At 65.1% G+C, this 13,806-nt stretch carries 12 protein-coding genes; 8 read left to right on the top strand and 4 right to left on the bottom strand.

Annotation, left to right across the window (positions count from 1 at the left end):
• Together EOC83_RS28825 and EOC83_RS28820 are read left to right on the top strand one after the other, a co-directional pair.
• A partial coding sequence (locus tag EOC83_RS28825) for a branched-chain amino acid ABC transporter permease (RefSeq protein ID WP_164762427.1) occupies window positions 1–821 on the top strand: 821 nt, incomplete at its 5' end.
• On the top strand, window positions 818–2,122 hold the full coding sequence (locus tag EOC83_RS28820; RefSeq protein WP_063167565.1) for an FAD-dependent oxidoreductase: 1,305 nt from the start codon (window positions 818–820) through the stop codon (window positions 2,120–2,122). The genes EOC83_RS28825 and EOC83_RS28820, both read left to right, overlap by 4 nt.
• On the opposite strand, the gene EOC83_RS28815 is transcribed toward EOC83_RS28820, so the two are convergent.
• From EOC83_RS28815 to EOC83_RS28800, 4 genes are read right to left on the bottom strand one after another with little or no spacing between them, the layout of a single operon-like run.
• Window positions 2,119–2,787, bottom strand: coding sequence for a GntR family transcriptional regulator (locus EOC83_RS28815; protein ID WP_024502527.1), 669 nt, complete (start codon window positions 2,785–2,787; stop codon window positions 2,119–2,121). The genes EOC83_RS28820 and EOC83_RS28815 overlap by 4 nt on opposite strands.
• Before the next feature lie 16 nt (window positions 2,788–2,803).
• Entirely contained in the window at window positions 2,804–4,114 is a 1,311-nt protein-coding gene (locus EOC83_RS28810; RefSeq protein WP_063167564.1) for an aspartate aminotransferase family protein, read from the bottom strand.
• Entirely contained in the window at window positions 4,115–5,173 is a 1,059-nt protein-coding gene (locus EOC83_RS28805) for a phosphotransferase (protein WP_063167563.1), read from the bottom strand.
• On the bottom strand, window positions 5,170–6,465 hold the full coding sequence (locus EOC83_RS28800; protein ID WP_063170179.1) for an ArgE/DapE family deacylase: 1,296 nt from the start codon (window positions 6,463–6,465) through the stop codon (window positions 5,170–5,172). The genes EOC83_RS28805 and EOC83_RS28800 overlap by 4 nt, the downstream gene beginning before the upstream one ends.
• Before the next feature lie 203 nt (window positions 6,466–6,668).
• On the opposite strand from EOC83_RS28800, the gene EOC83_RS28795 reads away from it, so the two are divergent.
• The 6 genes from EOC83_RS28795 to EOC83_RS28770 all read left to right on the top strand — a co-directional run bounded on the left by EOC83_RS28795 (window position 6,669) and on the right by EOC83_RS28770 (window position 13,805).
• Window positions 6,669–7,331 carry a GNAT family N-acetyltransferase gene (locus EOC83_RS28795; protein WP_244514272.1) on the top strand — a complete coding sequence of 221 codons (663 nt, stop codon included), beginning with the start codon at window positions 6,669–6,671 and terminating at the stop codon, window positions 7,329–7,331.
• Entirely contained in the window at window positions 7,328–10,054 is a 2,727-nt protein-coding gene (locus tag EOC83_RS28790; RefSeq protein WP_063167562.1) for a LuxR C-terminal-related transcriptional regulator, read from the top strand. The genes EOC83_RS28795 and EOC83_RS28790 overlap by 4 nt, the downstream gene beginning before the upstream one ends.
• Before the next feature lie 83 nt (window positions 10,055–10,137).
• Window positions 10,138–11,259: a class II histone deacetylase gene (locus EOC83_RS28785; RefSeq protein WP_013532992.1), complete on the top strand. Its 1,122-nt coding sequence runs from the start codon at window positions 10,138–10,140 to the stop codon at window positions 11,257–11,259.
• Window positions 11,204–12,121 (top strand): urea ABC transporter permease subunit UrtB, encoded by a 918-nt coding sequence (gene urtB / locus EOC83_RS28780; protein WP_244514271.1) that lies wholly within the window; start codon window positions 11,204–11,206, stop codon window positions 12,119–12,121. Before EOC83_RS28785 ends, urtB begins: the two co-directional genes overlap by 56 nt.
• Window positions 12,118–13,104 (top strand): branched-chain amino acid ABC transporter permease, encoded by a 987-nt coding sequence (locus EOC83_RS28775; RefSeq protein ID WP_024502520.1) that lies wholly within the window; start codon window positions 12,118–12,120, stop codon window positions 13,102–13,104. Before urtB ends, EOC83_RS28775 begins: the two co-directional genes overlap by 4 nt.
• Window positions 13,101–13,805: an ATP-binding cassette domain-containing protein gene (locus EOC83_RS28770; protein ID WP_013532995.1), complete on the top strand. Its 705-nt coding sequence runs from the start codon at window positions 13,101–13,103 to the stop codon at window positions 13,803–13,805. The genes EOC83_RS28775 and EOC83_RS28770 overlap by 4 nt, the downstream gene beginning before the upstream one ends.
• The last annotated feature ends 1 nt before the right edge of the window (window position 13,806 follow it).

Here is a 13,806-nt window from a genome sequence, read left to right as displayed (position 1 = left end):
CTCCCGACGACGCCGCGCGGCTGGGTGGCCTTGGCCTGCCGATCGTTGTCGGCTGGGCGGGCGCCATGGTCGTCGGCGGCATTGCCGCGGCGTTAACTGGCATGGCGACGCTGCGGCTCAGGTCCGACTATCTGGCGATCACCACCTTCGGCGTCGCCGTCGTCGTGCAACTGGTCGCGCTCAACGCGCAGAAACTGACCGGCGGCCCGTTCGGCATCGGCTTCATCCCGCGCCCCTTCGGCAGCCTTGCCGAGACGCCGCTGCTGTTCAACCTGTCGAACCTTGCCGTGGTCGCGGCGGTGACTCTGGTCGCCTATCTCGCTTTGGAACATCTGTCGCGCAGCCCGTGGGGCCGCGTGCTGAAGGCGCTACGCGAGGATGAGCGGGCGGCGATCTCGCTTGGCAAGAGCGCGCGTTTCTATCGCGTCCAGGCCTTCGCCGTGGGCGGCGCCATCATGGCACTGGCCGGCGCATTGCAGGCGCATTTCACCGGCTTCATCGCGCCGGACAATTATTTGCCGATCCTGACCTTCCAGGTCTGGGTGATGCTGATCGTGGGCGGCTCGGGCAGCAATCTCGGCGCCGTCATCGGCAGCATCCTGGTCTGGGCGATATGGGCTGGGTCGGGCACGCTGACCAGCATCCTGTTCCCGCCGGAACAGCAGGCTCGTGCCGCCGCGCTGCAGATCGCCGCCATCGGCGTCATGCTCTGCGTTATCCTGCTGGTCCGGCCGAACGGGCTGTTCGGCGACAGGCCACGGCGGCCTTGGCTCGGCAAGCGGACGAAGGTGACTACGGCCAAAAGCGTTTCCCCGTCATGAATGCCGCGGTTCGGCAGGAAGCGCATGGCGCTTCACTCTGGCTTGCCGTCAGCCGCGACCGCCGCAAACGGCCGGCGCTGCAGGGTAAGCTCGATGTCGACCTGGCCATTGTCGGCGGCGGCTTTTCGGGCCTTTCAACCGCGCTGCACGCCGCCGGCAAAGGCCTTTCCGTCGCCGTTCTCGAAGCCGAATTCATCGCCTGGGGCGCAACCGGCAGGAATGCTGGCTTCGTCGTGCCGAACTTCGCCAAGATGGACCCGGCCGACATACTGGCCCATCTCGGACCATCGCGTGGCGAAAGGCTGATCGATTTCGCCGCCGGCAGCGCCGACCTGGTTTTCCGCCTGATCCGGCAGCACGGCATCGACTGCGACGCCGTGCAGAACGGATGGATCCAGCCGGCGCATTCGCCTGCCGCCTTTGAAAAAGTCAAGTCACGTGCCGGGCAGTGGGCACAGCGTGGCCGGCCGGCAGTCACATTGGATCGGCAGGAAGTCGAAGCCCTGACAGGCGTGCCAGGCTATGTCGGCGGCTGGATGGACCGTTCCGGCGGCGTGCTCAATCCGGTCGCCTATGCGCGCGGATTGGCCGATGCGGCGGAGAAGGCCGGCGCAAAGATCTTCGAGCAGACGCGCGTCACCTCGGTTGATCGCATAGCCGATGGCTGGATGCTGAAAATGCCCTCTGGCTCGGTACGCGCGGGCAAGGTGCTGATCGCCACCAACGCCTATGGCTGGTCCCTCAATCCGTCGTTGCAGCGAACCTACTTCCCGCTGAAAGTCTTCCAGATCGCGACAGCGCCGCTACCTCGTGAAGTGCGCAACCGATTGCTTCCCGGCGGGCAAGGTGTCGGTGACACCAGACGCAATCTGTTCACCTTCCGCTTCGACGCCGAAAACCGGCTGATCAGCGGCGGCATGCATATCCTTGGCGCCGGTGCGGATACGCGCGTACCGCAGACGATCTGGCGAAGGCTCGGCCGGCATCTCGGTCTGCCCGACCTGCCGCCGCTTGCCTACAGCTGGTCGGGAATGGCAGCGGTCGAACCGGATTTCCTGCCGCACCTGATCGACCTCGGTCCGGGACTGATCGCCGGTCGCGCCTGCAACGGGCGCGGCATCGCCATGACGACGGCGATGGGCAAGGTTCTGGCCGACTGGGCCGCCGGCACCGACGCCCGCGACCTGCCGCTGCCCTTCGCGCCGCCGGCGCCAATACCGTTCCACGCCGTGCTGCGGCACGCGCCCAACATGCTGCTCGGCTGGAGCATGCTGCGCGACCGGCTGGACGGGACGAGCTAGGCCGACGGCTCCCTGGCAGCGTCAAGGTTTGCAGACAGCACAGCGGCCGCCACGGCGATGTCCTCTTCTATGAAAATCCGCACAGTGGGACCGCTGCGCTGCTCCAGTGCGGCGACGATCTTGCGATGCGCGTCGTTGGACTGCGGGATGTAGCGATCGGCCTGCATCAGCAGCTTGAGATAAGGCCCGACCCGCCCCCAGAGGTCGCGGATCATGTTCAAAAGGATCGGCGCGCCAGCATGCTGGTAGATGGCGAAGTGGAACGCCTCGTTCAATGAGAGATAGGCCCTGGCGTCGCCGGCCTCAATGGCACGCTGCATGCCGGCGAGCGTCGCCTGGATGTCAGCCAGCCCGCTTTCGCTCATCCTGGTCGCCGCCATCTCGCCCGCCAGTCCCTCGACGGCGATGCGGATGCGCGTCAGCTCCTCGAAGGCAGGCGCGGACAGCAACGGCACGATGACCGAGCGGTTGTTCTGCATCTCGAGCAGCCGCTCGGCGACAAGCCTCTGCAGCGCCTCGCGGATCGGTGTCGTCGAGATGCCGAACGTCTCGGCGAGCTTGCGGATGACCAGCGCCTGGCCCGGGCTGAAGCCGCCGGAAATCAGCTCCTGCTTGAGCGCGCCATAGGCGCGGTCATTCAGGGTCTGATGTTCGAGCTTCAGCATGCGCGGGCCGCTCCGATCACCAGTTCGACAGAGCGCGATCGAGCGTCTCGGCCAGTTGCTCGGCATTGTCCCTGGCAAAGGGCAGTGGCGGCCTGATCTTCAGCACATTGCCGCGCGGACCGCAGGACGAGATCAGCACGCCGTCCTCGCGCATGGCTTCGACGACCGCCGATGTCTTGGTGGCGGCCAGAGCCTCGTCGCCGTCCGCCGTCAGCTCGACGCCGAAATAGAGGCCGTTGTGCCTGACATCAGCGACCGCGCCGTGCCGGCCCTGCAGGGCGCGCAGCAGTTCACTCGTATAGGCGCCGACATTGCGCGCATTCTCGATCAGCCCCTCGCCTTCGATGACATCGAGAACGGCGAGGCCGACAGCGGCCGCGACCGGGTTGCCGCCGAAGGTGTTGAAGTAGCCGGTGTTCGAACCGAAGGAGGCGACAAGCTGCGGCCGCACGAGCACGGCGCCCATCGGGTGCCCATCGCCGATCGGCTTGCCCATCGAGACGATGTCAGGCTCGATGCCATAGTTTGCGAAGCCCCACATGCCCTGGCCAAGCCGGCCGAAGCCGGACTGGACCTCATCGGCGATGACGATGCCGCCGGCCTTTTTGACGTGATCCGCCGCTTCGCGCATCACCGCCGCATCGGGAAAGAAGATGCCGTCGCTGGAAAAGGCGGAGTCGAGAAGCAGCGCCGCCGGCTTGATGCCTTTTGCTCGCATGTCCTCTATGGCAGCGGCGACATTTCCGGCGAAATCATGCGCGGCCCGGCCATGGTCGCGGAACGTGTCCGGCGCTGCCACCGTGCGGTGGTGCGCTGGTACCCCCTTTGCCCCGACCGCCGCCGGCGACAGTTGCGCCGTCGCTATGGTGGCGCCGTGATAGGCGAAATCGGTGATGATCACCCCGGTGCCGCCGCTGGAATGCTGGGCAATGCGGATGGCAAGGTCGTTCGCCTCGCTGCCGGTGCAGGTGAACATCGCGTGGCCGAGATGGGCCGGAACGGTGCCGAGAAGCTTTTCCGCGTAATCGAGGATGATCTCGCTGAGATAGCGTGTGTGGGTGTTGAGCGTTGCGGCCTGCCCGGACAGTGCCTCGACGACGCGCGGATGGCAGTGGCCGACCGAGGCGACGTTGTTGTAGGCGTCGAGGAACTTGCGGCCCTGGGCATCGTAGAGCCACACACCGCTGCCGCGCACCAGATGAATAGGGTTGCGGTAGAAGGCGCGGTAGGTCGGCCCGAGCAGCCTGGCGCGGCGTTCGAGCAGCGCGCGCTCCGATGCAGCCGCGTCGGCATTTGCGGGATACGGCGAGGACTGGGGCACGAGCATCTACTCCGGATTGGAATGGTCGAGAAAATAGCGGCGGGCATCGGTGGACGACAGACCATCAAGCTTTTCAAGCGAAGCCCAGACCTCGGTGGCGAGGCGCAGCACGTAGTCGCGCTTGGCCGGGAAACGCTCGGCCTGCCAACTGGCGATGTTGACGATGAGCGCAAGTCGGGCACGGATCAGATCGAAGAGAATGCCAATCTCTTCCTCCTCCAGTGGTTGGAGCGACTGATAACCTGCGACAAAGCGCGCTGCCGGTGCCAGCGGATGGCCTTCCGCCGGCCAGCGGTAGACGGCGCCGATGGCGAGGTCGCAGATCAGCGGCGAATGGATCATGTCGCCGAAATCGAGAATGCCGCTCACGACCTCCGGCCGCGAAGCATCCATCACCACATTGTAGGAATTCATGTCGTTGTGGACGATCTGCGCGCGCAGGCTCGGGATGACCGGCGCAGCATGCTCCTCGAAGGAGTCGATCGCGCGCTCGACCATCGCCCGCCGACTCGGATCAGTGATGTGCGCCATCATCGGCCGTGTCTTGGCGACCTTGCGGATGTCCCAGAGCAGGTCGTTGCCGGCGGCCGGATGGAAGAAGCCGCGCAGCGCCCGGCTGAGGCGGGCGAGGAAGATGCCCAGATTGCGATCCTGCGCCTCGGAAGTCGGCGAGCGCGACAGCAACTGACCGGACAGATAGGTCACCAGCCGGATAATGCGCGGCGCCGATCCAGCGACGCTGACCGCGAACTGCGCTTCATCCTCGATGCTTTTGCGCACCGAGGGAACCGGCAAGGTGGGGTCGACCGCAAGGATGTGGTCGAGCGCCTTGTTCTGGAAGTCGGTGAAGCCAGCTTCTTCCGCCGGATGGGAGATCTTCAGGACGAACTCGCCCTCGCCGTCGGTCTGAATATGGAAATTGTGGTCGCGTTCGCCAGGCAGCGGACGCGCGGTGCCGGTCAGCCCGTAGTGCCGGCGCAGGATGGCGAGGGCGTCGGCCGTGGAGACACCCGGTGCGTCCTCGGCGAGTGTTTCGCCGAACGCATCGGGCACCGCCGCATTCATGGCTTAGCCTCGATAGGTTCGAGGCCACACCAGTCGGCGATGAACAGCGCGATCGTCTGGGTGACCTTGCGCACCGAGTCGAGATCGACGGCCTCGTCATAGCCATGCGGCATGCGGCAGATCGGGCCGTAGACGATCGCCGGCGTGTCGGCATAGAGGCCGAAGAAACGTGCATCGGTGGTCGCCGAGGTGACGTGTTCCGTCAGCGGCTCGCCCCACACGGCGGTATGGCTGCGGCGCAGCACCGCTTCCATCTCGTCGGCGCCCTCCAGCACATAGCCCTCGGCCATGAAGCCATTGTAGGTCATCTTGGGTGGTCGGTTGGCCAGGAACGGATCGGCGCGCGCCGCATCGGCAATGCAGGCCTCGAGCTCGGCCCTGGCGTCTTCGAGCCTCTGGCCGGGATAGGTGGCGACGCGCATCTCGAAGACACAGCGCGCCGGAACGCTCGATGTCCACTCGCCGCCTTCGATCTTGCCGAGGTTGAAGCGGATCGGATGCGGGTGATCATGGAAATGCGGATCATCGACCTTGCGCGCGTTCCAGACGATTTCGAGCTGCTTCAGCGCCTGGATGATGACGAAGGCTTTTTCAATGGCATTGGCGCCGGCCGAAAATGCACCCGACGCATGCTGCGGATCGCCGTCGACCTCGACCCTGAACCAGATCGGCCCGACCTGCGCCCGCATCAGCCGCGGCTCCAGCGGCTCGGGAATGAAGGCGGCGTCGGCGCGGTAGCCGCGCTGCAGGCATGCAAGCGCGCCATTGCCGGTGCATTCCTCCTCGACCACCGACTGGAGATACACGTTCGCGGCCGGCTGATAGCCAAGGCTACGCAAGGCGCTCAGCGCATAGAGGCAGGCGGACAGGCCGGCCTTCATGTCGCCGGCGCCGCGGCCATGCATCCAGCCATCCTCGATCGCCGGATCGTAGGGATCGCGGACCCAGCGGTCGAGCGGTCCGGTCGGAACGACATCGATATGGCCGTTGAGGATCAGCGAGCGGCCGGTCGCGTTTCGCGGCGTGTGGGTAGCAACGACGTTGAAGGCATCGTCGTAAGAGACCGCCACGGGGGAAAAACCCGGCAGGTCGCGAATCACGTCGACATCGACGCGCCACATGTCGACCGCGTAGCCATCCGCCTCGTAGGCGGCGGCCATAAACGACTGCGCGGGGTGTTCCTCGCCACGTTGGGAGGGAAAGCGCACGAGGTCTTGCAGAAACGCGACCTGTCGGGCGAAGCCATCATCGACTGCGCTCAGAATGGCCTCATCCGCAATCCGCTTAGGCATCATATTTCACTTTCATCTGGATGGTGTATCATATCTCATATGCCATTCCTGTGAAATGCAAGAGGCATGCGCGCCAAACTTTCAGTCCAGGACTTGCCGTTCGATGCTGCCATGGTCTTGGGGGAGTTGGCATCGGATGCAGCAAGCCGATACTGCTATCTCTGGAAGACATGACGAGGAATGCGTTGATCACAGAAGACACGATGCCCGCCGAAATCACCGATCTCGCCATTGGCTACCATCGCCTGCCGGCTGGCAAGCTTGCCAATGCGGTGACCTGGATGGAAGCGCGTACGCCGCAGCCGGATCTCGCGCGCCCTTTGGGCATGACACGGATCACGACGCCCGACTGCGTTTCCTACCGGGCGATCTTTCTCAAGATCGGCGCACCCTGGCTGTGGGACCGCGTTTCCGAAATGTCCGATGCCGAAATCACCGAGCATTTCGCCGACCCGCGCCAGCATCTCTACTACGGCCATGATGAAACCGGCGCGCATCTCGGCATGGTCGAGTTCTTCGCCGCCGACAATAACGAGATCGAGATCACCTATTTCGGCCTGTTCCCGTCCCTGACCGGCCGCGGTTTCGGCAAACGGCTGATGGCCGGGGCACTGGAGCTCGCATGGCGTCTCAACCCGAGCCGCATCTGGCTGCATACAAGCAGCTTCGATCATCACAGCGTCATCGGATTCTACAGCGCCTGCGGGTTCGTGCCCTTCGCTACCGGATTTGAGATCGTCGACGATCCCCGTATCAAGGGAACCTTGCCGCGCGATGCCGCACCGCAAATTCCGCTGATCGAAGCGGAGTGGAGCGGCTGCGGCGACTCTCCCCCAGAGAGCTACAGGCTGTGCGGACCTAGATGAGAACAGCTCCGCAATCCGTCAGCCAAGCGTCGCCGCACCATCGCCGATGGGTGCGCCGCGAGACCATTCTGTCGACGCTGGCGCGTCATATCGACACGCGCATCGTGCTGTTCGCCGCGCCCGCCGGCTTCGGCAAATCGACGACGATGGCGCAATGGGCTGCGGAAATCGCACGCCACGGCAGGCTGACGGCATGGCTGTCCTGCGAGGCGACGGACAATGATGAGGGCGCCTTCCTATCGCATCTGGTGGGCGCGCTGCGCCATCTGGTCCAGAGCCCGGCGGAACTCGACCTTGCCTTCCAGTCGAGCCCCATCCCGCAGCTCGATGTCGTGCTCGCGGCACTTGTGGCGGGTCTGGCGGCGCGCGAGGCCGACATCACCCTGTTCTTCGACGATTACCACGCCGTCGAGGCGCCGGCGGTGAAGCGGTTCATGGAGCGCCTGACCCGGCAGGCGCCGGAAAATGTTGCTTTCGTCATCGGCTCACGCAGCCTGCCCGACCTGCAGCTCGGCAAGCTCCGGGTGCTTGGCGACGTTTTCGAAATCGGCCCCGACGATCTGCGTTTCGCCTCATCCGAGGCCGAAGCTTTCTTCAACGACAAGCTGGGCCTGAGCGTCAGCAGCGGCACGGTGGAGACCTTGTGCTCGCGCACCGAAGGATGGGCCGCCGGCCTGCAACTGGCCTCTTTGTCACTGAGTGCCGCGCATGCACCGGAAACCGTCATCGGCAATTTTACCGGCGCCAACCGAAACGTCGCCGACTTCCTGATGGGCGAAGTGTTCCTGGAACTGCCGCCGGCGATCGCAAAATTCCTGCTCTACAGCTCGATCTTCGAACGCTTCAGCGCCGAGCCCTGCCGGGCGGTGATGCGCGCGGCCGACGCCGAAGCGGCGATCACCGAGATCGAGACGCGCAACCTGTTCCTGGTGCCGCTCGACGAAGAGCGGCGCTGGTTCCGCTACCATCATCTGTTCCGCGATTTCCTTAGCCGCGAAATGGAACGGCGCGAACCGGAGATGATCGCGCCGCTGCATCTGGCGGCTGCCGAATGGTTCGGCGAGCGCAAGATGCTGACAGAGGCGATCGGGCACGCGCTGGCCGCCGGCGACCAGGCCCGCGCGGCGGTGTTCGTGGAGAACAATGCGCTCGACCTCATCGCCCAGTGCCAGCTTCTCTACGTGCGCCAGCTGCTGGCACTGCTGCCGAGGAAGCTGATCGACCAGCGCATTCGGCTGCAGCTGGTCGTGCTGTGGTTGGCGGTGCACAGCAGCCAGCCGGAGATTGCCCAACAGACGCTGAGCAATGCGCGCAAGCTGGTCGAAGCCGGACCGACCGACAGCAACGACCCGGGCACGATGACCGGCACAACGATCGAGGCCGAGCTCGTGGTTCTCGCCGCCGCCGTTCACAGCACGCTGGAGCAGTTCGATCAGGCGCGCGCCACAGCCCTTGCGGCCCTGCGCGTCATCGCGCCCGATGCCTGGTTCATGGAGGGCGCGACCGCCAATGTCATTGGCTACAACCTCTATGCGCTGGGTGACCTCGACGGCGCACGCGCCGCCATCGATGCGGCACGCCGGGCGCATGAGCGAAGCGGCAGCCTGCTCGGCGTCACCATTGCCAATTGCTACATGGCCGTGATCGAGCGTTCGGCGGGCCGCTTGCCCGCCGCCGAGCGGCTGCTGCGCAACGCGATCATCGAGGCTCGGGCGCGGATCGGTGCAAACTCCTATGCCGAGGCCCTGGCCGGCACGCTGCTTGCGGAACTTGCCTATGAGACCAATGCGTCGGGCGAAGCGCTGACCCTGGTCGAGAATCTCGGACCGCAGATCGAGGGCGCGGCGGTCATCGTCTATCCCCTGGCCAGCGTGCCGACCTATGCCCGCGTGCTGCAGCTGACCGGTCGCACCGAAGCGGCACTGGATATGCTTGAGCGCGTCTATCAACGCGTACATGGCACGGTGTATCGCCGCCTGGCATCGATGATCGTGCATGACCGCATACGTGTGCTGCTCGACCAGAACCGTATTGCCGAGGCGCGTGCGCTGCTGGCCGAGCATCGGGGCGAAGGGACCGAGGCTTCGGTGGTCATCACTACCGCCAACGAGTTCGAGTTCTTTGCCGAGGGCCGCCTGCTGACGGCCGAGAAATCCTATGCCGCTGCCGCGGGGGTTTTCGACGCGCTGCTCGAGCGCACGAAAGACAGCGGGCGCATGCGCCGCCATATATTGGCGCTGATCCTGCGCGCCAAGGCGGCCAGCGCCTTCCACGACCAACGCGAGGCCGACCGCAATCTCCTCAATGCGTTGCGTCTCGCCCAACCCTCCGGCTTCATCCGCTCTTTCGTCGACGAGGGAAGGCCTGTTGTCGAAGGGTTGATGCGGCTGCGCGCGGCCCAGGCGAAGACCGATCCCGCACTGTCAGCCTATGCGTCGCGCATCATCGATGCCGCGCAGGCGATGCCTGTCGCGACGCGCAAGCTGGCCGCACCAGCCGCCGAGAAGGAACAGCTCACCCAGCGCGAGGCCGAACTGCTGCGCTATCTCACCGAGGGCATGTCCAACCGCGATATCGCCTTGGCGTTGTCGGTGAGCGAGACCACGGTGAAATGGCATCTGAAGAACATTTTCGGCAAGCTCGCGGTGACCAACCGGGTGCAGGCGGTGCGCGCCGCGCAAGGATCTGCAGGCGCCCATACCCCTCCGAAAGGAGGGGCATAGATAAGAGGCGCGACCCCACTTTCGGGTCGGGCCATCTGATCGTTAGCCTGCTAGCGTCACCTGGTTTTCAGAGGACGCTGCGCATGGCGACAGGCTACGTTTTTCACGAACAGCTGATGTGGCATGACACCGGCTCCAGCGCCGACATGATGCCGCCCGGCCGTTTCGTGGAACCCGGCCGGCATCTGGAATCCCCTGGCTCCAAGCGCCGGCTGAACAACCTCATCCAGGTCAGCGGCCTGTCGCGGCATCTGGTGCCGATCATCCCCGAGCCGGTCTCGGTCGACGACCTGTTGCGCGTGCACACGCAACGCCATGTCGACGATATTCGCATGCTCAGCGAACGCGGCTCCGGTTTCGCCGGGCCGCAGGCGCCGATCGGCCTCAACAGTTTTGACATCGCGCTGCTGTCGGCCGGGACCACCTATGCCGCGATGCGCGCCGTGCTGACCGGCCGCGTCGACAATGCCTATGCGCTGGCGCGGCCGCCGGGACACCATGCCGAGCCCGACCAGGCGATGGGCAACTGCCTGTTCTCCAACATTGGCGTCGCTGTCCGCCGGCTGCAGCATGAAGGCTTGCTCGGGCGCGCGGCGATAGTCGACTGGGATGTGCATCACGGCAACGGCACCGAGACGGTGTTCTATTCCGACCCGTCGGTTCTGACCATTTCCGTGCACCAGGACAATCTCTATCCGACCGGGCGCGGTGCGCTGGCCGACAACGGGAAAGATGCCGGCGAGGGCTTCAACATCAACATCCCGCTGCCGGCCGGCAGCGGCACCGGTGCTTATGAAGCGACTTTCGACCGCGTTGTCGCACCGGCACTGCGCGCCTACAGACCGGACCTCGTCATCGTCGCCTCCGGCTTCGATGCGTCCGGCTTCGATCCACTCGGCCGCATGATGCTCAACAGCGAATGCTTCAGGCGTCTCGCCGCGCGCATGGTTGCGCTGGCCGCCGAGACCTCGCAAGGGCGCCTGATGATGACCCATGAAGGCGGCTACTCCGAGGGCTATGTGCCGTTCTGCGGCCATGCCGTCATCGAGACGCTAGCCAATCACCGTACCGAAGTGGTCGACCCTTTGTCGGACCATATCGACGAATGGGCCGGGCAAGACCTGCAGCTTCATCAGGCCGCGGTGATCGATGCCGCCGAAGGCCTGCTCGCCGGCCTGCGCCAACGTCTCGCCAGTGCGGCTTGACGCGATGGATTTCGTCATCACCACGCTGCTCAATGCGCTGACGCTGATCAGTATCCTGATGCTGGTCGGGCTCGGGCTGGCGATCAGCTTCGGCCTGATGAACGTGACCAATTTGGCACATGGCGAGTTCGTCACCGTCGGCGCCTTCGCGGTCTATTTCGTCCAGAGCATGGGTGGCTCGTTCTGGCTAGGGCTGGCGGCTGCCCCCATCGCCGGCGCGGTGATCGGCTGCATCCTCGAATTCGCCATCATCCGCCATCTCTATTCCAGGCCGGTCTCAACTGTGCTTGCCACCTGGGGCGTCAGCCTGATCCTGCAGCAAGGGCTGGAACTGATCTTCGGTCTCGGCGCCAAGCCGGTGACGCCGCCTATCGAGGGCACGCTCGACCTCTTCTTCACCGTCTACCCGGCCTATCGGCTGATCCTGATCGGCATCGCCATGCTGACCTTGCTCGGCGTCATCCTGCTGATCAGCCGCACGTCCTTCGGTCTCGACATCCGCACCGTCATCCAGAACCGCGAAATGGCCGAGGGCGTCGGCATCAACACGCGGCGCACCTACGCCATCGCCTTCACCTTCGGCGCGGCCATCGCCGGGCTCGCCGGCGGACTGGTCGCGCCGCTGGCGATCGTGCTGCCGCAGATGGGGGTGAACTATCTCGCCAACGCCTTCTTCGTCGTCATTGTCGGCGGCGTCGGCTCGATCGGCGGCCTCGTCGCCGGCAGCGTCTTCGTCGGCGGGCTGACCAGCATCCTCAATTATCAGATCTCGCCGTCGCTGGCGCAGGCGGTCGTGCTGCTGGCGGCCATCGTCGCTGTCCGGCTTCGGCCCAACGGCCTGTTCAACGGAGCGTCGCGATGATCGCCCGCGACCGCAACTGGCTGCTGATCTTCGCCGCCTGCGTGGCGCTCGCGATCATCTATCCGTTCTTTGTCGGCGGGTATCAGCTGACCGTGATCCGCGACGCGCTGATCTTCGGCCTGTTCGCCGCGAGCCTCGACTTCTTCTGGGGCCGCACTGGAATCCTGTGTTTCGGCCACGCTGCGTTTTTCGGCATCGGCGGCTACATCATGGCGCTGATCACGCTCAACGATGCGATCTCCTTCGCCAGCCTGCTTGGCATCATCGGTGCGGTGGCCGGTGCGGCCTTGGTCTCCGCCATCATCGGCTACTTCCTGTTTTTCGGCGGCATCCGTGGCAGCTATTTCACCATCGTCACGCTGGCCATGGGCGTCATCTGCCAGCAGGCGGCGGTCTCCTGGAGCTCGGTCACCGGCGGCGACAGCGGGCTGATCGGCATTCCGCCGATTGCCTTCGATGTCGGCGGGCTGCACGTCGATCTCAGCCAGGACCTGCCCAGCTACATCTTCGTCTCGGCCATCGTCGCGGTGACCGTGCTGGCGCTGTGGTCGATCAGCCGTGGCCGCTGGGGTACGGTGCTGACCGCCATACAGGACAATGAAGTCCGGGCAGCAGCGCTCGGCCACAATGCGCCGTTGCGGCTGCTCGTCACCTTCGTCCTGTCGGCGGCGATCGCCGGCCTTGCCGGCGCGCTCTATGTCTGCATGGCGGGGTTGGTGGCACCGGATCTGTCCGGACTGCTTCTGTCGACGGAAGTCATCGTCTGGGTGGCGGTCGGCGGGCGCGGCACGCTGCTGGGGCCGGTGCTCGGCGCCATCTTCATCCAGCGTGCGCAGCAGACGATCAGCAGTTTCAACCCGAGCCTGTGGCCGCTATTGCTCGGCTGTGTCTTCGTCATCATCGTCTTCGTCCTGCCGGACGGCATCCTGTCGATCTACGCGCGACTGAAAGCCCTGTTCAAAGGCGGGAGGCGCGCACAATGAGCGACATCCTGCTCCAGGCCGAAAATGTCGGCATCCGCTTTGGCGGGCTGCAGGCGCTGGAGGCCCTGAACCTCACTGTACGCGACAAGGAACTCTGCTGCATCATCGGCCCGAACGGCGCCGGCAAAAGCACCTTCCTCAATGTGTTGACCGGTACGCTGCGCCCGACCAGCGGCAGCGTGCGCTTCCTCGGCCACGACATAGCCGGCCTGCCGCTGCATCGCATCGCCCGGCTCGGCATCGCGCGCAAGTTCCAGATCCCGTCCGTCTTCCCGAGCCTCTCGGTGGAAGACAATGTGAAGGTCGCCCGCTGGGGGGCGCCCTCGCCTGTGCGCCCGGTTGGCGAATTGCTGGAATTGGTCGCGCTGAGCAATCGCGCCGCCACACCGGCCGGCGAACTCGCGCATGGCCAGAAGCAATGGCTGGAGATCGGCATGGCGCTGGCAATCGAGCCGCGGTTGCTTTTGCTCGACGAACCCACCGCCGGCATGACGCCGCAGGAGACGCTGGCGACGGCCGATATGCTGCTACGCCTAAAGGGCGAGTTCTCGATCGTCGCCGTCGAACACGATATCCGCTTCGTACGGGCGCTGAACTGCGAGACGCTGGTGCTGCATCAGGGACGCCGCCTGCGCAGCGGTCCTTTCCATGACATCGAGACCGACGAAATGGTCCGCGATGTCTATCTGGGGAGGCGCTGAT

Source organism: Mesorhizobium sp. Primo-A, from assembly GCF_003997175.1.
Classification (GTDB): domain Bacteria; phylum Pseudomonadota; class Alphaproteobacteria; order Rhizobiales; family Rhizobiaceae; genus Mesorhizobium; species Mesorhizobium ciceri.
Note: the sequence above shows the minus strand (reverse complement) of the source record. Positions and strands in the feature narration are given on the sequence as shown.

Excerpts from the sequence above, each read along its gene's own strand:
- EOC83_RS28820 (WP_063167565.1), top strand. The coding sequence starts at position 818 with ATGAATGCCGCGGTTCGGCAGGAAGCGCATGGCGCTTCACTCTGGCTT.
- EOC83_RS28815 (WP_024502527.1), bottom strand. The coding sequence starts at position 2,787 with ATGCTGAAGCTCGAACATCAGACCCTGAATGACCGCGCCTATGGCGCG.
- EOC83_RS28810 (WP_063167564.1), bottom strand. The coding sequence starts at position 4,114 with ATGCTCGTGCCCCAGTCCTCGCCGTATCCCGCAAATGCCGACGCGGCT.
- EOC83_RS28805 (WP_063167563.1), bottom strand. The coding sequence starts at position 5,173 with ATGAATGCGGCGGTGCCCGATGCGTTCGGCGAAACACTCGCCGAGGAC.
- EOC83_RS28800 (WP_063170179.1), bottom strand. The coding sequence starts at position 6,465 with ATGCCTAAGCGGATTGCGGATGAGGCCATTCTGAGCGCAGTCGATGAT.
- EOC83_RS28795 (WP_244514272.1), top strand. The coding sequence starts at position 6,669 with ATGCCCGCCGAAATCACCGATCTCGCCATTGGCTACCATCGCCTGCCG.
- EOC83_RS28790 (WP_063167562.1), top strand. The coding sequence starts at position 7,328 with ATGAGAACAGCTCCGCAATCCGTCAGCCAAGCGTCGCCGCACCATCGC.
- EOC83_RS28785 (WP_013532992.1), top strand. The coding sequence starts at position 10,138 with ATGGCGACAGGCTACGTTTTTCACGAACAGCTGATGTGGCATGACACC.
- urtB (WP_244514271.1), top strand. The coding sequence starts at position 11,204 with ATGCCGCCGAAGGCCTGCTCGCCGGCCTGCGCCAACGTCTCGCCAGTG.
- EOC83_RS28775 (WP_024502520.1), top strand. The coding sequence starts at position 12,118 with ATGATCGCCCGCGACCGCAACTGGCTGCTGATCTTCGCCGCCTGCGTG.
- EOC83_RS28770 (WP_013532995.1), top strand. The coding sequence starts at position 13,101 with ATGAGCGACATCCTGCTCCAGGCCGAAAATGTCGGCATCCGCTTTGGC.